The sequence below is a fragment of the uncultured Turicibacter sp. genome, assembly GCF_938044715.1.
GTDB lineage: Bacteria > Bacillota_I > Bacilli_A > MOL361 > Turicibacteraceae > Turicibacter > Turicibacter sanguinis.
On sequence record NZ_CALIOS010000012.1, the window covers coordinates 1 to 19,815 of the forward strand.

Consider the following 19,815-nt stretch of genomic DNA (forward strand, 5'->3'; position numbering starts at 1 on the left):
CGCGAAGAGATTGGAAAAATGCTTCATACTTCGCCTCTCCCGATCCTAAAATAAAGAATTGAACATGATCATGGATTAACATTTCTTCCATCACACAGGCCATTAAATCCAAACCTTTTTGAGAATCTAATCGTGTGACCACTCCAATTAAAGCCATTTCTTTATTAACTTCCATTCCAAAGCGGCGTTGTAACTCTTCTTTATTATCAGCTTTTAAATAAAGCGTCTCAACTGAATATTGACTACGCAGTGATAAATCAACCTCAGGATTAAACAAATCCACATCAATTCCATTGACGATTCCACTTAAATCCGCTTTTCTCATCCATAAATTATGATTTAAATGCTCTCCATAAAAATCAGTAAGGATTTCTTTCGCATATGTTTCACTTACCGTATTAACCTTCGTCGCATATTGAATTCCAAGTTGCATGTAATTAATGCTAATATCATCAAACCGATACCCAAGTGCACGAACTGCTTGAGAACTGAAAATACCTTGGAAACGAAGATTATGAATGGTATAAAGTGTTTTCGTATCATAATAAAATGGATCTGCATAATAACGTTGATGCATAAAAAATGGAATTAATCCCGTTTGCCAATCATTAGTATGAATGACATCTGCTTGAAAGTTAATATTTTTTAATAATTTTAATGTGATTTCACAAAACATCGCAAATTGATAATCACGATCATCATTTTCATAAATTGAATCACGATTTGAAAAAAGTGGTTCAAATATTAAATAATATTTAACACCTTCTGATTCAACACAGTTAATCCAGAACGTTTTTCCCATTAACTCTACATTCGTTACCCAATAAGCTCCCTGAAGTAATCCTTCAGGAATTTGCTTATAGGCTGGCAAAATGACACGAACATCATGTCCAAGTTTAGCTAATGCTTTCGGTAAGGCATAGGCAACATCAGCTAATCCTCCCGTTTTAATAAACGGATATACTTCAGAGGATACAAAGGCTACTTTCACCAGTTATGCCTCCTTAGACGGACGGATTGTTCGACCACATGTAATGATTTGTTCATTAAAATCGTTTGCTTCTGCATGAGGGAAAATACGAACATTTCGTTCAATAATTGTCCCTTCTGGAATACATACACCCTTACCAATAACATTTAATCCACTTGATAAAACATTTGGTTTTTCTTCATTTGGACAATGTACTTTTCCTCGTCCAATGATTGAACCTTTTCCAATGACAACATTTTTATCAATGATCGCTCCATCAATGATACACCCCTCTTCAATCACTGTATCATTCATGATAACACTGTTTCGAACGATTGCATTTGGATGAATATGTACCCCTGGACTAATAACACATTTTGTAACAGATCCTGCGATAATCGATCCATTAGAGATTAAACTTTGGCATACTTGCGCCTTTGAACCAAACTTAGCTGTTGGTTTTTCCTCACTTCTTGTATGAATAACCCAATCTTTGTCATACATATCTAATTGAATTTTATCAACCGTTGTTGTTAATTCTAAGTTTGACTCCAAGTAAGACTCATAAGTTCCTACATCTTTCCAATAGCTATTAAAACGATAAGAATACACATTTCCATGATGAATTAAGTGAGGAATAACATCACCACCAAAATCTAATCCTGTTTTTTTCAACTCTTGTAAAGTATTAATTAAAACATCTGTTGTGAACACATAAATCCCCATTGAAGCTAAATTACTTTTTGGCTCTGCTGGCTTTTCTTCAAACTCAATAATGCGTCCATTTTCATCATCTGTTAAAATTCCAAAGCGTGAGGCTTCTCTAATATCCACTTCTTGAGCACAGACCGTTACATCTGCTCCCGTTTTAATATGTTGATCGATTAAAGGACGATAATCCATTTTATAGATATGGTCACCCGATAAAATCAACACATAATCAGGATTTTTACGTTTAATATAGCTAATATTTTGATAAACAGCATCTGCTGTTCCAGTATACCATTCATCAGATGACAATCCTTCACATGGTTGTAATAGCGTCACCCCTGTATTTTTACGGTCAAAATCCCACGCTTGTCCAACCCCAATATGTTCATTTAATGATAATGGTAAGTATTGAGTTAAAATTCCAATATCATATATTTCTGAATTTGAGCAGTTACTCAAAACGAAGTCAATAATTCTGAATTTCCCTGCAAATGGAACACTAGGCTTAGCTCTTCCTAATGATAAAATATCAAGTCTTGATCCTCGTCCTCCGGCTAAAATCATGGCTAATGTTTTCATTTAATAATCCCCCATTCTTCCTTGCAATATTTCGGCCATCTCTATTTCTTTTTTATCATTTCCTCCATGACCCTCTTTATTACCTCATAATCCTAACACGACTAAACGTTTGATTTTAGCGTCTTTTGTCAGATGATTATTAATTCATATTATTTTTTAGTAACCCGTTACACACAAACTATATGAAAGCGGTTTATTTTTGGTTTTTATTTGTTTTTTGTAGTTTTTTGTTCACCTTTGTCGTTTTATTATGCGATACATTGCCCTAACAAAATAATTCTCAATACATAAACATTCTACGTTTCCTTTCTAATATATCCTTTAAGTCTGAGACCATCTTGGCTATTTTCTATCCTGTTTTATAAAAGCTTCACCTTCGATTAGACATAAAAAAACAGGTCAGATTAACTGACCTGTTTCATCTATATTATTCGTTTGTTTCAATTGCTTCTTCTGAATAGTCAAGAGCAGCCATACGTTCTAATTGACGATAACGACGTTGTGCTTCTTTTCTATTTTCATCTAATAAGCGTTGTGCATGCTCAGGGTTGATTTTTGTAACTTGAGCATAACGAGCTTCACTCATTAAGAAGTCTTGATATTTATCCCAGTTTGGTGCTTTAGAATCGATTGTTAATGGGTTTTTACCTTGATCGATTAATTTTGGATCAAAGCGATATGTTGGCCAATATCCACATTCTGTTGCTAATTTAGCTTGAGATTGGCTATTAGCTAATCCACCCTTAATACCGTGAGCGATACATGGTGAGTACGCTAAGATAATTGATGGACCTTCATGAGCTTCTGCTTCCATGAATGCTTTTAATACTTGAGCTTGGCTAGCACCATGAGAAATTTGAGCAACATATACGTGTCCATAAGACATTGCAATCGCTGCTAAGTCTTTTTTCTTACCTGATTTACCAGCCGCAGTAAATTTAGCAATTGAAGCGGCACGAGAAGATTTAGATGATTGTCCACCAGTATTTGAGTAAACCTCTGTATCTAATACTAAGATGTTAACATCTTCATTATTAGCGATAACGTGGTCTAATCCTCCATAACCGATGTCATATGCCCATCCATCTCCACCTACAATCCAGTTAGATTGTTTAACGATGTAATCTTTTAAGTCTAAAATTTCTTTAACTGCTTCATTAGCTGATGAAGAAATAGCAACTTCTAATTGTGGTGCTAATGCTTTTGTTACTGAACCATTATGACGGTTATCTAACCATTTCGTAAATAATTCTGCTAATTCAGCTTCTACGTTTTCCATATTTTCTTCCATGATGATTCCAATACGGTTACGTAATGTCTCAGCAGCCACATGCATACCAAATCCGAATTCTGCATTATCTTCGAATAATGAGTTAGCCCATGCTGGTCCTTCTCCATTAGCATTTGTAGTATAAGGTGTTGCTGGGAATGAACCACCATAGATTGATGAACATCCTGTTGCATTGGCAATTGTCATACGATCACCGAATAAACGAGTCATTAATGTTAAATATGGAGTTTCTCCACATCCAGCACATGCTCCAGAGAATTCGAATAATGGTTGAGCAAATTGAGCACCTTTAACTGTTGTTTTTGGTAATAAATCATCTTTATAAGTTACTTTATTGAAGAAGTAGTCAGAACGTTCTGCTTGTCCTGCTTCTAATTCTTCACTAATTGGAACCATAACTAAGGCTTTATTTCCTTTTTTACCTGGACAGATATGTGCACAAACTTCACATCCTGTACAATCCAGTGTTGAAACTTGGATACAATATTCTAATCCATCTAATCCTTTTCCAATCGCTTTTAATGTACGTGTTCCTTCTGGAGCTTGTTCTTTTTCTGCTTCAGTCACTAAGAATGGACGGATAACAGCATGAGGACAAACGAACGCACATTGATTACATTGGATACAGTTTTCTTCAATCCATTTTGGAACGAAGTTTGCAATCCCACGTTTTTCATAAGCCGCAGAACCATTTACCATTGTTCCATCAGCATAATCAACGAATGCTGAAACTGGTAAATTATTTCCATCATTATGATTAATTGGATCAGCAATTGTTTTTACGAAGTGTGGTCGAGTTTCATCAACATGAACTTCTTCGTCTGTTAAGTTGGCCCATGCTGGGTCTACTGTTAACTCAACTAATCCCTCTGCTCCTTTATCAATAGCAGCGAAGTTCATTGAGATAATTGCTTCACCTTTACGTGAATATAATTTTTCAACATATTTTTTCATTAATGTTTGAGCTGTTTCATATGGCATGATTTGCTCATTTAATTTGAAGAATGCAGATTGCATGATTGTATTAGTTCGACGTCCTAATCCAATTTCTTTAGCTAATGTTACGGCATCAATTAAGTATACTTTCGCATTTTTCTCTGCTAATTGTTTTTTGAAACTATTTGGCCACATTTCAACGATTTCTTCTTTAGAGTGAACAGTATTTAATAAGAATGTTCCTCCTTGACGTAATCCACTAATCATATCGTATTTACCAATGTATGTATCCATTGAACAAGATACGAAACTTGGAGTTGATACTAGATATGGAGCACGGATCACATCTTTACCAAAACGTAAATTAGACCGTGTTAAACCGCCTGATTTTTTTGAATCGTATGCAAAGTATGCTTGTGCATATAAGTCAGTATTTTCTCCGATGATTTTAATTGTATTTTTATTAGCTCCGATTGTCCCATCAGATCCTAAACCGAAGAATAAAGCTTCTGTTACGTGATCTTCTAATACCATGATTTCTTTATTAATTGGTAATGATTTGAATGTTACATCATCGACAATACCAACTGTGAAATCATCTTTTTGTTCTCCAGCTAAGTTTTCATACACTGCTAAAATATGTGAAGGTGTTGTATCTTTTGAAGATAAACCGAAACGTCCTCCAATAATTTTTGGTGCATTTTCACGACCATGGAAGATTGAACGTACATCTAAACATAATGGTTCACTTGGTGCTCCTGGTTCTTTTGTACGGTCTAATACTGCAATACGTTCTACTGTACTTGGCAATACTTTGAAGAAGTATTCAGAACTAAATGGACGATATAAGTGAACTGTAATTAAACCAATTTTACGTCCTTCAGTTTTAATTAAATAATCAATTGTTTCTTTAATTGTTTCTGTAATTGATCCCATTGCAACGATAATATCTGTTGCATCTTCTGCTCCATAATACATAAATGGTGCATAAGGACGACCTGTAATTTCAGAAATTTTTTCCATATAATCTGCTACAATACCAGGAACTGCATCGTAGTATTTATTTTGTACTTCGCGTGTTTGGAAGTAAACGTCGTCATTTTGTGCTGACCCTTTAGTTACTGGGTGGTTTGGGTTAATCGCACGTGAACGGAATTCACGAACTTTGTCATAATCTAATAATTTTCCTAAGTCCTCGTAATCCATTACTTCAACTTTTTGAATTTCATGTGAAGTACGGAATCCGTCAAAGAAGTGTAAGAATGGAACACTTGATTTGATAGCTGCTAAGTGAGCAACCCCTCCTAAGTCCATCACTTCTTGAACTGAGCTTGTTGCAAGCATCGCAAATCCTGTTTGACGTGCTGCATAAATATCTTGGTGATCCCCAAAGATTGATAATGCTTGTGCAGCAAGAGCACGAGCAGAAACATGGATAACACCTGGTAATAATTCCCCTGCGATTTTATACATGTTAGGAATTTTTAATAATAAACCTTGTGATGCTGTATATGTTGTTGTTAAAGCCCCAGCTTGTAAAGAACCATGAACGGTACCAGCTGCCCCAGCTTCAGATTGCATCTCAACAAGCTTAACTGGCGCACCAAATAAGTTCTTTTTACCTTGTGAAGCCCATAAATCTGTATATTCTGCCATTGGAGTCGAAGGCGTAATTGGATAAATTCCCGCTACTTCTGTAAAAGCATAAGAAACATATGCAGCTGCCTGACATCCATCCATTGATTGGAACACTTTAGACATAACATTAACCTCCCTGATTTTAATACATTTTGTAATATATACACGATACAATTATACTATACCTAACACTAATCAACAACGAAAGCAAAATGCTTTTATTTCATTTTTATACATTTAATACCATACCGCATAAACGTTAGTCACAAACCTATTTACTAACCTTTATTCCAGCTAATATCATCAAATTTTGATTTAAAACATTATAACTTTTCATAATCAATTAAATCTCGGTTACAGTTATAGTATACCTAAACTCTTAAAACTATCAAAGGAATATGCTTTAAAATAAAAACATTTAAACATTATAATCAAATACGACTCGTATTTACTATAATCTTGATTAGTTTGTTTCGTTTAACTTTTTTATATACAAGTCTTTTTTCTCATAATGAGTATGTAGTAACTCATGAGCTAAATGACTGTTTGGTGTTCCTAAATATTCTGCATATACGTTTTGAATCACAGGATTTTCATGCGATTTTCGAATGACTTGGGCTTTATCATCTTCATAAAGAGCTTTTGCTCGTTCTTCTCGTATATCTAATCCTTTATTAAATAAGTGAGCTGGAATATGAGGTTGTCCTCCTCCAGCAACACATCCGCCACTACATCCCATCACTTCAATAAAATGGTAAGGTTTATCACTCGTTAATAACTGATTCACTGTTTCAAGCGCTTGTTTTCCACCATGAATAACTGCTACATTCAAAGTTAAATCGCCAACGGTTAAGGTTGCCTCTTTAACGCCTTCAACACCGCGTACTGCTTCATATTCAATTTGTTCTAAAGATTGACCACTTAATACATCTGCTGCTGTTCTTAAGGCCGCTTCCATTACACCACCTGTTGCCCCAAAAATAGTTCCAGCACCACTATATTCACCAAGTGGTTGATCAAATGTTTCATCTGGTAATGCATTAAAATCTAATCCATACATGCGAATCATTCGAGCCAATTCTCGCGTTGTGATGGATGCATCAACATCCGCTATTCCATTAACCGCTAATTCTTCACGTTTTAATTCAGTTTTTTTAGCTACACACGGCATAACAGAAACACAATAGATCGATGATTTATCAATATTATTTTTTTCTGCCCAATAAGACTTTAAAATAGCTCCAAACATTTGTTGTGGTGATTTACAAGTCGAAAGATGTGGTAAGACATCTGGCATATATTGTTCCGCCAATCGAATCCATCCTGGAGAACAAGATGTAATCATTGGAAGGACTCCTCCCTGTTGAATTCGATTAACCAATTCATAAGCTTCTTCCATAATCGTTAAGTCAGCACTAAAGTTTGTATCAAAAACTTTACTGCTTGGTCCTCCAATACGACGAAGTGCAGCCGCAATTTTTCCAGTTACACATGTTCCAATTGGTAAATTAAATTCTTCTCCAAGTGCTGCGCGAACAGCAGGGGCAACTTGAAAAACAACCATTTTATTTGGATCGTTGATAGCTTCAACAACTTGATTAATATTTGAATGTTCTTGCAATGCGGCGGTTGGACAAGCGGCAATACATTGTCCACAATGAATGCAACCTGCGTCATCCATACATGCTTCAAACGCTGGACCGATATAAGTTTTGAACCCACGTTGATTAAAAGCTAAAACCTCAACCCCTGCTTTTTCACGACATGCGGCAACACAACGTCCACATAAAATACATTTTGATGTATCACGCACAATTGAATATGAATCATCTCGATAAATCGTTTCTCGACGTTCCCCTTTAAAATGACGACCCGTACATCCTAAATCATTTGATAATTGTTTTAGTTCACAGTTATGATTTCGCACACAAGTTGTACACTCGACATTATGATTAGCAAGTAGTAACTCAACCGTCATTCTTCTTGAATCTAACACTTTACTTGAATGAGTGTGAACCTTCATTCCCTCCGAAACTTTCATATTACAAGCCGTCACAAGCGAACGAGCCCCTTCTACTTCAACCACACACACTCGACAAGCACCTGTTTCATTTAAATCTTTTAAAAAACATAAGGTTGGAATTTTAATTCCCGCTTCGCGTGCAGCTTCTAAAATCGTATAATGAGACGGAACTTGCAAAGCTATTCCATTCATTGTGAGATTGACTAATTCCATTTCTAATCCCCCCTATCGCTTTACAATTGCACTAATTTTTGGTGGACAAGTAGCCATACAAGCCCCACACTTAATGCAATCTACTTTATTAATCACATGACGACGACGTCCTGTTTTTTCATTCACTACTTCACCAACCGGTTTAATACATGATGCTGGGCAGGCTTTGGCGCACATTCCACATCCAATACATTTATCGGTAATAAAGTATTCTAATAACTTCGTACAAACCCCTGATGGACAGCGTTTATCAACAACATGAGCTAAATACTCATCCTTAAAATGAGAGAGTGTTGATAGAACTGGATTGGGTGCTGTTTGACCGAGTCCACATAAAGAACTTGATTTAATATATTCTGCTAAATGTTCTAACTCATCTAAATCGGAAAGCTCACCTTTTCCTTCGGTAATTCTATTTAAAATTTCCATCATGCGTTTTGTTCCTTCACGACAAGGTGTACATTTTCCACATGACTCATCACATGTAAAATCTAAATAAAATCTTGCGATATCAACCATACAGTTATCTTCATCCATAATAATCATTCCACCTGATCCCATCATAGATCCAAGCTTCACTAAATTATCAAAGTCAATTTCTGTATCTAACAGTTCTTCTGTTAGACATCCTCCTGATGGTCCTCCAGTTTGTGCAGCTTTAAATTTTTTACCGTTTGGAATCCCTCCTCCAATACCGTAAATCACTTCTTTTAATGTTGTTCCCATTGGAATTTCAACTAATCCGGTGTTGTTAATCTTTCCACCTAAAGCAAAAACTTTTGTTCCTTTTGATTTTTCAGTCCCAATCCTTGCGAACCACTCTCCACCTTTTAAAATAATGAGTGGAACATTGGCATAAGTTTCAACATTGTTTAATAACGTTGGTTTTCCCCATACCCCTTTAACAGCTGGAAATGGTGGTCTTGGCCTTGGCATCCCGCGTTTTCCTTCAATTGATTCAATTAAAGCTGTTTCTTCACCGCAAACAAAAGCTCCCGCACCTAGTCGTAACTCAATATCAAAGTTAAAATCTGTTCCGAAAATTCCATGACCAAGTAATCCATATTCTCGTGCTTGTTCAATGGCAATGCTTAACCGTTTAACAGCAATCGGATATTCAGCGCGAACATAAATATATCCTGTATCAGCCCCGATAGCGTATCCAGCCAAAGCCATTGCTTCCAAAACTGAGTGTGGATCTCCCTCTAAAATAGAACGATCCATAAAGGCTCCAGGATCCCCTTCATCTGCATTACAGGCCACATATTTTTTATCTGATTTTGATTTATAAGTAAACTCCCATTTAAGACCTGTTGTAAAACCACCACCACCACGGCCTCTTAATCCTGATTTTTTAACTTCTTCAATAACTTGTTCTGGTGTCATTTCAGTCAAAGCTTTTCCTAAGGCACGATATCCATCATGTGCAATATACTCATCGATATTTTCTGGGTTAATATTCCCACAATTTCTCAGAGCAACCCTTGTTTGTTTGGCATAAAATTCTACTTCATTAACTGCTTTAATTTCACCTTCTTCTAAAGCTTCTTTGAATAAAAGATCTTTAATAATACGACCTTTTAATAAGTGTTCTTCTGCAATACGTACTGCATCGCTAACTTGAACTTTAGAATAGAACGTTCCTTCTGGATAAACGATAACGATAGGTCCAGCTTCACAAAGACCAAAGCACCCAGTCATAACCACTTGTACCTCTTTATCAAGTCCTAACCGTACAAGATGATTAACAAGTTCATGTTTAATTTCCTTTGATTTTGATGATGTACAACCTGTTCCCCCACAAATCAAAACATGTGACCGATAAAACTGCATCTATACCCCTCCTTCTATTTTTTACTAGTTCGTCACTGCACCAATTGTATATTCTGATACGATGTTTCCATTAACTAAATGTTCTAAAACTACTTTTTTAACTTTTTCAGGTGTCATATGAACATAAGTTGTTTTCCCAAATGCATCAAAAACATCAAACATCGGCTCATATGTACACATTCCAATACATCCTGTTTGAGTAATCACGACATGTTCAAGATGTCTTTGATTCACTTCATTAACTAATTCATTCAAAACAGGACGTGCCCCTGCTGAAATACCGCAAGTCCCCATTCCAACAACCACACGAACTTCTTTCCCTTCATGATCGCGCAATTGTAAATTCTTTAAGGTTTTTTCACGGATTTCTTCTAATTCCTTTAAAGTTTTCATATCAGAACCCCTTTACTATTAGTAAGTTGTGAAGGCAAAATCCCCTTCTTTTAATTCTTTATTAATCCAATTCATCACCTCTTGATGATTAATCGGTAAATCCTTGATCACTTCTTTCACAAGTTGCGTAGAAAATAAATAGTCTAACTCATCATTTTGATGCTCATAGATAAAATCAATGTTTGGTTCTAAATAAATTAAAGATGCAATCGTATTATGAATCTCACCAAAAGGAGGTCGATCAATATGACTAAGTTTGATTGTACTCCTCACTTCAGTCCCAACCCCGATTTCAGATTGAATGAAGACGTCTCCCTCACATCTTGAAGACATCGCCATTAAAAGGGGAATCCCAAGTCCAACTTTTCGGGTCGTACGGGTTGTAAAAAATGGATTTTTAACTTGCTCTAACATCTTTTGACTCATGCCACATCCATTATCTTTAATGACCATGATGAGTTGATCATTTTTTTTAGATTCAATGAACTTAATTTCGATGAGTGTTGCCTTTGCACGAATCGAGTTCATTGTTAAATCTAATAAGTGTAAGGAAAGATCTCTCATTTCTCCTCCTTCTTAACATAAGAAAAAAAGTCGAAGCGAGACTTATTTTCTAAAATTATGACATTTTCAGCTTCACTGATATCGCCTAATTGATGGGCATCAGAATTAATAAAAACTAAATAGTCTCCCCATTTAGGCGAGGCTTTATCTTTTTTTAAAACGTAGGCATTTAATTCAACACCATCAATTAATAAATCTGGAGGAATGAACCCTAGGTTTGTCAAAATACTGTGTTCTCTTTTATTCAGATGCGCAGCTATGACAACACCTCCTATTTCATGGACCAATTTAATAACATCTTGAATCGTTAGCGTGGTCGATTGAATTAACAGTGGTTTAACCCTTTCAATCACTTCATCCTTTTCATTCATGACCCACTGAGTTCCAAAAAATTCAGGACGATTTTCAATCATCCCTAGATGTTTTTCAGTAACTTCCCCTATTTTCATCATCGCTTCTAAACTATCGGTATAGCAAAGTAGGTGTACTCCTTCAATGGTCTCAATTTCAATACCTGGAATAAATAAGATATTCTCTTTTTCACAAATCTTAGCAACTGGTCCCATATTTTTGACACTATTATGATCGGTCAGTGAAATCATATCGAGACCTTTAATTTTAGCCATTAAGACAATATTATTTGGGGTCATAGACTCATCAGCACAAGGTGATAAGGCCGAATGAATATGTAAGTCATAGTACAGCTTCATTCTTTAACTTAACGACAGTAATGCTTGAATCATTTCAACTGCACTACTATTTGTTTGCATCAATGCTATCTTGTGCTCTTTTGCTAATTGAATGGTTTCTTCTGGGATTTTAACCCCTTCTAAAACAATAACCCCACTTAATTCTAAAAGACTTGCAATTGCAATCACATTAGGATGAGCTTGAACGGTTAGCCATAACTGGCCTTTTTTCGCTTTTCCCATGACAAAGCTCAATAAATCACCAATATAAAAGCCTTCAACCTGTGTTATTTCTAAATCTTCACCACAAATTAATGTTAATCTTGAATCTAATAAAACTTGACTAAGTGTCAACATTATCACCTCTTTTTTTCTGTGTTAAAACAATACAATCCTCTAATCGTTTTAATCCAGCAACAATATCTTCCGCCAAAGCTCGACAAGAAGGTGACCCACATGCACAACAATCAATATTTGGGAGCTGATGATAGATGTCATTAATCTGTTGTAATTTGACTAATGAAGTAAAGAAATCATCATCTAATTTTGAAATATCAAAATGCTCTAATTCACTTTCAAATACCCAATCATAGGTATCAGACAATTCTTTTAGCATTTGTTTTTCCAACGAATCTGAAGGAATCACACTTTTGACGAGACGATTAATTTTACTCTTAGCAATGAATGGATTTTCAAGTGTGAATGTCCCTCCAACACAGCCACCTACACATGCATAACACTCTAAAACATTGATATGATTCAATTGCCCCATATCTAATTTTTCTAAAATTTCAACCACTTGATTCATTCCATCAACAGATAAACAATCAATTAATTGGGTAATTCTTCTAATCCCACCTACTTTAGCACATAAAATTCCGTTTAAAGAAACCGTGTGATTCAGCGTTTGAGGCGGATCATTTTCAATATGCTTTAAAATATCTTTGAAAATAGTTGAAAGTAAAAAGACGAAATTAATATTAGATTCCTTTTTACCGATCGGTTGTTTTATTTCCATATAATTAGCTAAACATTCGCTGATATAACTAATTCCGACTTCATCTGGATTCATCTTTAGTTGCTTTGCATACCTTTTTCGAATTAACTTGGCACAAATTTCAATTGGAAAATCAAATGGAACAAGATGATGATTCAAATCAGAATACTTAACTTGAATAAGTTTGACCACACTGGGACAGTGCGTCAAAATATATGGCATATTAGACAGCTTGCAACTTGTCACATAAGATTCAATTTTTTCTCCTAAACATTCATAAACAATTGAACTATCAAAAACAGCATCGAATCCAATATCATATAACGTTTGGTACACAATATTTAAATCTTCTAAATCTTTTATCATGCCATAAATCGCAATCGGTAAAATAGCCACATTAAACGGATATTGATTTAATTCTTCTAATCGCTCTTTTTTTAAGTCAAAGGCATGAACATGGCAAGTTGTAAAACATGCTCCGCAATTCACACACTTTTCTTCTATTAATTTGACTTTTCCATTGACAATTCGAATTGCTTCCGTAGGACAAACACGCATACATCGTGTACAACCGATACAATCATCAAAGTTTATTTTAATGCGATGATTATATCCTTTCATTTCATTAACCTCCTAACTAGGAATGAAATATGTCATACGAATAAATGTTCCGCCATTCGATGATTTAATTTCAAACTCATCTGAATGTTTTTTCATATTCGGCAATCCCATTCCGGCACCAAATCCCATTTCACGGGCTTTTTCTGATGCAGTCGAAAAACCCGCTTTCATCGCTAAATTAATATTTTCAATGCCTGGACCTTGATCAATAGAATATAGATGAATAGCTGAATTTGAAATTTCTAATTCAATGTCTCCACCCAGTGAGTGAATGACTAAATTAACTTCTGCTTCATAAGAGCAAATGACAATTTTCCGAATCAGTTCTCTAGACAACCCAAGCTGAGACAAGTATTTTTTAATTTCACTCGATACTTTTCCTGCATTCAAAAAATCATCTGCTTTTACTTTAAACACAAATCGTATATTATTCTTCATTTAGCCACCCTGCCATTTCATCAGACTTGTAATCCAACTAATCCCTCTTGATATAAAATTCCACTTGCTTCATACATCGTTAAATGCGTTCCTAGTAAAATCATATGATGATGTTTAGCTAATTCAATCATCTCTTGATTGGGTTGCTTTCCTCTTACAAATACAATGTACTTAATATCTAACATTTCAGCTGTACGTAGGGTCTGTACATGAGCAAGACCAGTAATCAATAAAATATCTTGATTAACATATGCCAAAACATCACTCATCAAATCGCAGGCAAAAGCACTCTCAATCTCATCATCTAATTGAAATTTAGTGAAGCACTTTGCATCTAGAAGACTCATAATCGTTGATACTTTCAACAATGTTCCCCCATTTCTACCTTCTAAAAAATACAACGCTTACATAATTGAATAATTCACTAGTTGTATTTTTTAAGAATACTAGATACTTGTGAAGCATCCATCTTTCCGTAAACATCGTCATTAATTGTAATAACCGGTGCTAGTCCACAAGCACCAATACATCTTGTAGCTACCAATGAAAATTTTCCATCTGATGTTGTTTGTTCAGGTTCAATCCCTAATTCCTCTTTGAATTTCTGTAAAATTGCTTGAGCACCTTTTACATAACAAGCTGTTCCTAAACAGACCCCGATCACATTTTCACCTTTTGGTTCAGTTGAAAATTGAGAATAAAAAGTCACGACCCCATGAATTCTTGAAACTGAAATCCCAGTGCGATTTGAAATAAACTTTTGAACTTCTAATGGAATGTAACCAAAAATATCTTGCGCCTCATGTAAAATTGGCATCAACCCTTCCGTCTCACTTAAATGTGATTGAATAAACACATCTAGCTTATTGAAATTCTCTGATGTTAAGCTTGTATGTTCCATAATAACCTCCCCTTTATTTTGGATTTCAAGGAGATTATACGATACCCCCTATTGCTTTGCAATGTGCCATCCACGTATTAATAATATTTATTTTTTCATTCTGTAATATTTCACACAATCTCTGTTTGTAATCGTTTTATACTTCCATTTTCCCACTCTTAAATGTCGAAAGAACATGCCTTTATAATTAAAGTCCCTTTCCCATCAAAAGATACCATTTAAAAACACAATCAATAGGATCATTTCCCTTGTTCAATTTAACATTTTCTTATTTTAAAGTATAAGGTTATGATGATTGTCAGACACTATATTAGGCGTTACCTTTTACAAAAAAAGAGACTTAACTTTCGTTAAGTCTCTTCCTCACCACCCTCTTCTGTCCCATTCTAATAGAAAACAATGGTGATATTTTCACTTCACACTTTAACCATTTACAAATTTTTTCGTATTTATATCGTTAGCAACCTAGTCCAACACCACAGCAGCATCCGATGATTACTAATAAAATAAATAAGACTAAAATAAATGCAAAATTATTTCCACACATAACTAACTCGCTCCCTTAATAATCACTAATTTTTTGTTCTTTTAAGAAAAGAACACTGAAACCTTTTTATCTAGGAATTAATTTAAAGCCTGATTAGAAAGCTCCAAATCCGCATCCACATCCGCATGCAATAATCACTAATAAGATGAATAAGACTAAAATAAATGCACAGCTATTTCCACACATAACAAGTTCGCTCCCTTAATAATCACTAATTTTTTGTTCTTTTTAAGAAAAGAACATTGAAACTTTCTTTATCTAGGAATTGATTTACAGCTTAATTAGAAAGCTCCAAATCCGCATCCGCATCCACATCCGATGATAACTAATAGGATGAATAATACTAAGATAAATGCACAACCATTACCGAACATTAATCTCAACTCCTTTCAAATTTCCCACTAAGTTTCCTGAGCTAATATATACTATGGTAAATTCATAATTTGGTTTATGTTTTTACCGAAATTCCACAAAAACCTACCAAAAATATATTGTTACCCATTTTGAAAAATGCTATCATTAAAAACGTTATAATATACCAATTAAGAGGATGTGAAAGTGATGAAAAAGTACTTCGCTGCAGCAGCCGCACTAGCCGTAACCTTAACGTTAGGTGCCTGTTCAAATAAAGATGAAGTGAGCATTAAATTACCAAATGGTAACGAGAATTTTATTACATCAGATGTATACAACGTAACTAAGCAAGAATTATTCAATGACATGGTTGAAACTGGAGGAATTGTAGCTCTACTTAATCAAGTGGATTACGATGTTTTATCAACAAAATATGAGATTGATACGACTCAAATTGATCAAATGATTGACATGTATAAATCAATTTATTCCGACTTCGATCAATTCTTAGCTCTTCAAGGATTCAATTCTGAAGAGGAGGTTCGCGAATATTTAGCATTAAATTTATATCGTGAAGCTGCTGTTAAAGCATCAATTACTGTAACAGATGAAGAAATTCAAGCGCGTTACGACGAAACATATAAAAAAGAGGAAACAACAATTGAGGAATCTTCTGAAGCAACTACTGATGAAACAACAACTGAAGAAGCTACAACTGAAGAAATTCCAACGCTTGATGAGGTAAAAGATTCAATTACAGAAACATTAGTAAAAGAAAAAATGACAGATGAAGTTGTTGTAGCTGCCCTTGCTAAAGAGCGTGAGGATGCTGGATTTACAATCTATAATACGTTCTTACAAGATCAATACAAAGAAATCTCTTCAACTTATACTGAAAACAAAACTAAGAGTGATTTAATCGCTAAAACAAATGAAAAAGAATATACTGTTGAAGACTTATATAATGAATTAGTTCCTGCCTATGGATTATCAACTGGAATCTCAATCCTTGATACTCATCTATTAGAAGATAAATACTCTTATGATGAGAAAGAGGTTAAAGCTTTAATCGATGAGTTTAAAGTGAACTGGGGAAGCAACTACTATGCTTATATGGCACAATACGGATTAATGAACGATGAGGAAATCTTCAATTACTTCAAACTTGCTGCCTTACAAGATGCTGCTTTCGCCGCTGAATACCCAATTACTGACGAACAATTACAAGCTGCTTATAATGAATACACACCAAATATTAGCGCTCGTCACATCTTAGTAGAAGATGAAGAAACAGCTAAAGATTTAATTGCACAATTAGATGCTGCCGAAGATAAAGAAGCTAAATTCGAAGAATTAGCAAAAGAATATAGTAAAGATGGTTCAGCATCAAATGGCGGAGATTTAGGATCATTTGGAAAAGGTCAAATGGTATCTGAATTTGAAAATGCCGCATTTGCTTTAAACGTTGGTGAATACACTGAAGAACCCGTTAAAACACAATATGGATACCATGTTATCTACAAATATGCAGAAGATGAAAAGCCATCATTCGATGATTTAAAAGATGAATTAGAAACAACAATTCGCTCTGAAGAATATACTCAATTAAAATTAGAAGCGATTTTAATTAAATATCGTACAGAAGCAAATGTTAAATTCACAGATGAATCAGTTCAAAAACGTTATGATGCAATCGTAGCTAACATTCAAGATTCTTTATCTGCTGAAGAAGGAACTGATAACACAACAACTGAAGAAACTGCTACTCAATCATCAGATGATGTAACAACTGATGAAGGAACAGACGCTTCTGATAACACAGAAGAAGCCGCTGAATAAAAAAAAGACTGAGAAGAAATTAAATCCTTCTCAGTCTTTTTTTATTTGTGTTTATAAAAACGGCGATTATCGAGCATAGGAACCCGTTCACTCATTTGAGAAATTTCGCAAGTTTTAAAAGCCGTCTCAAGAGCCGTCATTTTCGCAGAAACAACATCTAAGTAATGAACTAATTCTGCTTCTGCAATCATTGGTTCTTTTGGTGATCCCCATTCTAATTTACCATGATGTGCAATTATCATATGTTTTAATAAGATAGATTCTTCTCCCTCGCACTCTAGTTCTTTAGACATTTCATCAATGAGTGACACCATCATGCTGATATGCCCCACCATTAACCCTTCTAAGGTATATTCCGTGCTGACAAGATTTTCACATGTCATTTCAAATAATTTCCCCATATCATGTAAAATAATACCTGCATACACTAATTCTCGATTCAGCATCTCATACATGTCACAATACACGGCTGCGATTTTCAACATTTCATAGACATGTTGTGCAAGTCCTGAAATAAAAGCATGATGCATACGACTTGCAGCGGGATGACGGTAAAATTCAGTCTCATATTTGCTTAAAAAGGCATTTACAATATTTTTATAGTACCCCTCTTGCATTTGATTGACAAACGTTTCGATGTTGCTTTTTAAGACATCTGCTGGATAAGCAGAGGCCATGACATATTTAGAAATATCAAGATCCCCTTCTACGGGCTCTACTGTTTCGATATTGATTTGTTTTTGGGTATTATAAAGTTGAATAAGACCTTTAACCTTTACAACTTGGCCTGGATGAAATAGCGTTATTTCTTCTGGTTTAACACTCCATTTATTTGCGAAAATAGTACCCGTTTGATCAACAAATTCAAATCTTAAATATGATTTTTGCGCTGCATTTTTAGCGACGTTAACAGATTTGATTAACACTTGGATGGTTTGAACTTCTTTTACTTTTAAATCTTTAATTTGCATGGGTATCACCTATTTCTAAACTTTCAATTAGCGTTTCAATTTTCTTAGTTGCATACGTTTGATAAGAATCAATATACGTTTTTAAGTCTTTTGGATTATGAACTGACGTTCCAATTAAGTATTTACTCGAAGCTCCAACGCCAAGACCTAAAATATTTTGAGCTTCTTCCATAATTAAAATATTATAGATGCTTTCATGTCCTTCTTTGGAATACCCAATGTTCTCCATATTAGCGGAAATATTTTTCTGACGGTATAAATAATAAGGTAAATACTGTTGTTCTTTTGCAAAATCATACGTCATTCGACTCATACGTTCTAACTCTTCTTTACTTGCTGTCGTATATAACCCGCGATTTTGAGTAATTTTTGAACTACGTTTAAAGGCTAACATATGAACCGTCAATGATTCAGGTTGAAGTTCTTCGATTTGACTTAATGTATAGGCTAATTCTTTTTCTCCTTCATCAGGAAGCCCAACAATTAAGTCCATATTAATATTATCAAAATCGTATTCTTTAGCCATTTTAAATTTATCTATGACATCTTCTACCGTATGATGGCGACCAATACTGTCAAGCGTTGCTTGATTAAATGATTGCGGATTAATGCTGATACGATGGATGTCATATTCTTTTAATAATGATAATTTTTCGGGTGTAATGGTATCTGGACGTCCCGCTTCTACTGTGATTTCACGAACTTCAGAAGCATTAGCCACGTGTTCATATACCGTGATTAATAGTTTTTCAAACTGCTCTTTTGTTAAAGAAGTTGCTGTTCCTCCACCAAAGTAAATGGATGTAATTTTGAGTTGACGTTCTTTAATGAACGCTCCAACTAATTTAATTTCTTCTAGCAGTGCTTCAAGGAAGGGTTCAATCCATTTTTTGAACGGTTCTTGTGCATATGCTGGGAAGGTACAATACGCACATCGTGTCGGACAGAATGGAATTCCAATATAAAGACTAATTTCATTTTGGATGGTATGTAAGTCTGGAATAACTTTTAATTGGTGGTTCGCAACATCAAGTAATAAATTGATTTTTTCATCACTGACTAAGTATTCAGCCTGCATGTATTCTTTAATTTCTTGATCGGAATAACCTCGTTTTTTCATTCCGTGAACCAGTTTTGTTGGACGCATTCCGTTTAACAGTCCCCACGCCTGAATATGGCCGGTATGATGTTGTAATAGGAGTAAATAAACGGCTAAATAGGCATACTTACGTGTCTTTGATTCATTTGCTTCAAGTTGACGACGAATCGTTTGAACGTCTTGATTTAACGTTCCTGTGACGATTAGT

Annotated in this window: 18 protein-coding genes; 1 reads left to right on the forward strand and 17 read right to left on the reverse strand. The window is 34.9% G+C overall.

Translation table 11 applies throughout. The annotated features are described in order from the left end of the window. The 15 genes from QWC74_RS00860 to QWC74_RS00930 all read right to left on the reverse strand — a co-directional run. On the reverse strand, positions 1 to 991 hold a 991-nt coding region (locus tag QWC74_RS00860), incomplete at its 3' end, for a glycogen synthase (RefSeq protein ID WP_288993817.1). 3 nt (positions 992 to 994) lie between these two features. Further along, entirely contained in the window at positions 995 to 2,260 is a 1,266-nt protein-coding gene (locus QWC74_RS00865) for a glucose-1-phosphate adenylyltransferase (protein WP_006785699.1), read from the reverse strand. Positions 2,261 to 2,687: 427 nt separating this feature from the next. Continuing rightward, entirely contained in the window at positions 2,688 to 6,248 is a 3,561-nt protein-coding gene (gene nifJ, locus QWC74_RS00870) for a pyruvate:ferredoxin (flavodoxin) oxidoreductase (protein WP_006785698.1), read from the reverse strand. Between the two features lie 340 nt (positions 6,249 to 6,588). Then, a complete protein-coding gene (locus tag QWC74_RS00875; protein ID WP_006785697.1) occupies positions 6,589 to 8,361 on the reverse strand; it encodes an NADH-dependent [FeFe] hydrogenase, group A6 in 1,773 nt (590 codons plus the stop codon). A 12-nt stretch (positions 8,362 to 8,373) separates the two neighbouring features. Next, entirely contained in the window at positions 8,374 to 10,194 is a 1,821-nt protein-coding gene (gene nuoF, locus QWC74_RS00880; RefSeq protein ID WP_006785696.1) for an NADH-quinone oxidoreductase subunit NuoF, read from the reverse strand. Positions 10,195 to 10,218: 24 nt separating this feature from the next. Then, positions 10,219 to 10,587: a ferredoxin gene (locus QWC74_RS00885; protein ID WP_006785695.1), complete on the reverse strand. Its 369-nt coding sequence runs from the start codon at positions 10,585 to 10,587 to the stop codon at positions 10,219 to 10,221. 18 nt (positions 10,588 to 10,605) lie between these two features. Then, entirely contained in the window at positions 10,606 to 11,151 is a 546-nt protein-coding gene (locus tag QWC74_RS00890; protein WP_006785694.1) for an ATP-binding protein, read from the reverse strand. Further along, positions 11,148 to 11,861, reverse strand: a complete 714-nt coding sequence (locus tag QWC74_RS00895; RefSeq protein ID WP_006785693.1) for a PHP domain-containing protein — start codon at positions 11,859 to 11,861, stop codon at positions 11,148 to 11,150. The genes QWC74_RS00890 and QWC74_RS00895 overlap by 4 nt, the downstream gene beginning before the upstream one ends. A 3-nt stretch (positions 11,862 to 11,864) precedes the next feature. Then, positions 11,865 to 12,197, reverse strand: a complete 333-nt coding sequence (locus tag QWC74_RS00900; protein ID WP_229040068.1) for a hypothetical protein — start codon at positions 12,195 to 12,197, stop codon at positions 11,865 to 11,867. Next, entirely contained in the window at positions 12,184 to 13,458 is a 1,275-nt protein-coding gene (locus tag QWC74_RS00905) for a [Fe-Fe] hydrogenase large subunit C-terminal domain-containing protein (protein ID WP_006785691.1), read from the reverse strand. Before QWC74_RS00905 ends, QWC74_RS00900 begins: the two co-directional genes overlap by 14 nt. Before the next feature lie 12 nt (positions 13,459 to 13,470). Continuing rightward, a complete protein-coding gene (locus QWC74_RS00910) occupies positions 13,471 to 13,896 on the reverse strand; it encodes an ATP-binding protein (protein WP_006785690.1) in 426 nt (141 codons plus the stop codon). A 20-nt stretch (positions 13,897 to 13,916) separates the two neighbouring features. Then, positions 13,917 to 14,261, reverse strand: a complete 345-nt coding sequence (locus tag QWC74_RS00915; protein WP_006785689.1) for a hypothetical protein — start codon at positions 14,259 to 14,261, stop codon at positions 13,917 to 13,919. A 59-nt stretch (positions 14,262 to 14,320) separates the two neighbouring features. Further along, the gene (locus QWC74_RS00920) at positions 14,321 to 14,797 is read right to left on the reverse strand and encodes an NAD(P)H-dependent oxidoreductase subunit E (RefSeq protein ID WP_006785688.1); all 477 of its coding nucleotides are present in this window, start codon (positions 14,795 to 14,797) and stop codon (positions 14,321 to 14,323) included. 457 nt (positions 14,798 to 15,254) lie between these two features. Further along, positions 15,255 to 15,344 carry a YjcZ family sporulation protein gene (locus QWC74_RS00925; RefSeq protein WP_081448250.1) on the reverse strand — a complete coding sequence of 30 codons (90 nt, stop codon included), beginning with the start codon at positions 15,342 to 15,344 and terminating at the stop codon, positions 15,255 to 15,257. A gap of 281 nt (positions 15,345 to 15,625) precedes the next feature. Beyond that, entirely contained in the window at positions 15,626 to 15,718 is a 93-nt protein-coding gene (locus QWC74_RS00930) for a YjcZ family sporulation protein (RefSeq protein WP_081448248.1), read from the reverse strand. A 187-nt stretch (positions 15,719 to 15,905) separates the two neighbouring features. On the opposite strand from QWC74_RS00930, the gene QWC74_RS00935 reads away from it, so the two are divergent. Continuing rightward, the gene (locus tag QWC74_RS00935; protein ID WP_288993820.1) at positions 15,906 to 17,537 is read left to right on the forward strand and encodes a peptidylprolyl isomerase; all 1,632 of its coding nucleotides are present in this window, start codon (positions 15,906 to 15,908) and stop codon (positions 17,535 to 17,537) included. 41 nt (positions 17,538 to 17,578) lie between these two features. On the opposite strand, the gene QWC74_RS00940 is transcribed toward QWC74_RS00935, so the two are convergent. Beyond that, entirely contained in the window at positions 17,579 to 18,508 is a 930-nt protein-coding gene (locus QWC74_RS00940) for a 3'-5' exoribonuclease YhaM family protein (RefSeq protein WP_006785686.1), read from the reverse strand. Further along, on the reverse strand, positions 18,498 to 19,815 hold a 1,318-nt coding region (gene hemZ, locus QWC74_RS00945), incomplete at its 5' end, for a coproporphyrinogen dehydrogenase HemZ (RefSeq protein WP_288993822.1). The genes hemZ and QWC74_RS00940, both read right to left, overlap by 11 nt.

Excerpts from the sequence above, each read along its gene's own strand:
- QWC74_RS00865 (WP_006785699.1), bottom strand. The coding sequence starts at position 2,260 with ATGAAAACATTAGCCATGATTTTAGCCGGAGGACGAGGATCAAGACTT.
- nifJ (WP_006785698.1), bottom strand. The coding sequence starts at position 6,248 with ATGTCTAAAGTGTTCCAATCAATGGATGGATGTCAGGCAGCTGCATAT.
- QWC74_RS00875 (WP_006785697.1), bottom strand. The coding sequence starts at position 8,361 with ATGGAATTAGTCAATCTCACAATGAATGGAATAGCTTTGCAAGTTCCG.
- nuoF (WP_006785696.1), bottom strand. The coding sequence starts at position 10,194 with ATGCAGTTTTATCGGTCACATGTTTTGATTTGTGGGGGAACAGGTTGT.
- QWC74_RS00885 (WP_006785695.1), bottom strand. The coding sequence starts at position 10,587 with ATGAAAACTTTAAAGGAATTAGAAGAAATCCGTGAAAAAACCTTAAAG.
- QWC74_RS00890 (WP_006785694.1), bottom strand. The coding sequence starts at position 11,151 with ATGAGAGATCTTTCCTTACACTTATTAGATTTAACAATGAACTCGATT.
- QWC74_RS00895 (WP_006785693.1), bottom strand. The coding sequence starts at position 11,861 with ATGAAGCTGTACTATGACTTACATATTCATTCGGCCTTATCACCTTGT.
- QWC74_RS00900 (WP_229040068.1), bottom strand. The coding sequence starts at position 12,197 with ATGTTGACACTTAGTCAAGTTTTATTAGATTCAAGATTAACATTAATT.
- QWC74_RS00905 (WP_006785691.1), bottom strand. The coding sequence starts at position 13,458 with ATGAAAGGATATAATCATCGCATTAAAATAAACTTTGATGATTGTATC.
- QWC74_RS00910 (WP_006785690.1), bottom strand. The coding sequence starts at position 13,896 with ATGAAGAATAATATACGATTTGTGTTTAAAGTAAAAGCAGATGATTTT.
- QWC74_RS00920 (WP_006785688.1), bottom strand. The coding sequence starts at position 14,797 with ATGGAACATACAAGCTTAACATCAGAGAATTTCAATAAGCTAGATGTG.
- QWC74_RS00925 (WP_081448250.1), bottom strand. The coding sequence starts at position 15,344 with ATGTGTGGAAATAATTTTGCATTTATTTTAGTCTTATTTATTTTATTA.
- QWC74_RS00930 (WP_081448248.1), bottom strand. The coding sequence starts at position 15,718 with ATGTTCGGTAATGGTTGTGCATTTATCTTAGTATTATTCATCCTATTA.
- QWC74_RS00935 (WP_288993820.1), top strand. The coding sequence starts at position 15,906 with ATGAAAAAGTACTTCGCTGCAGCAGCCGCACTAGCCGTAACCTTAACG.
- QWC74_RS00940 (WP_006785686.1), bottom strand. The coding sequence starts at position 18,508 with ATGCAAATTAAAGATTTAAAAGTAAAAGAAGTTCAAACCATCCAAGTG.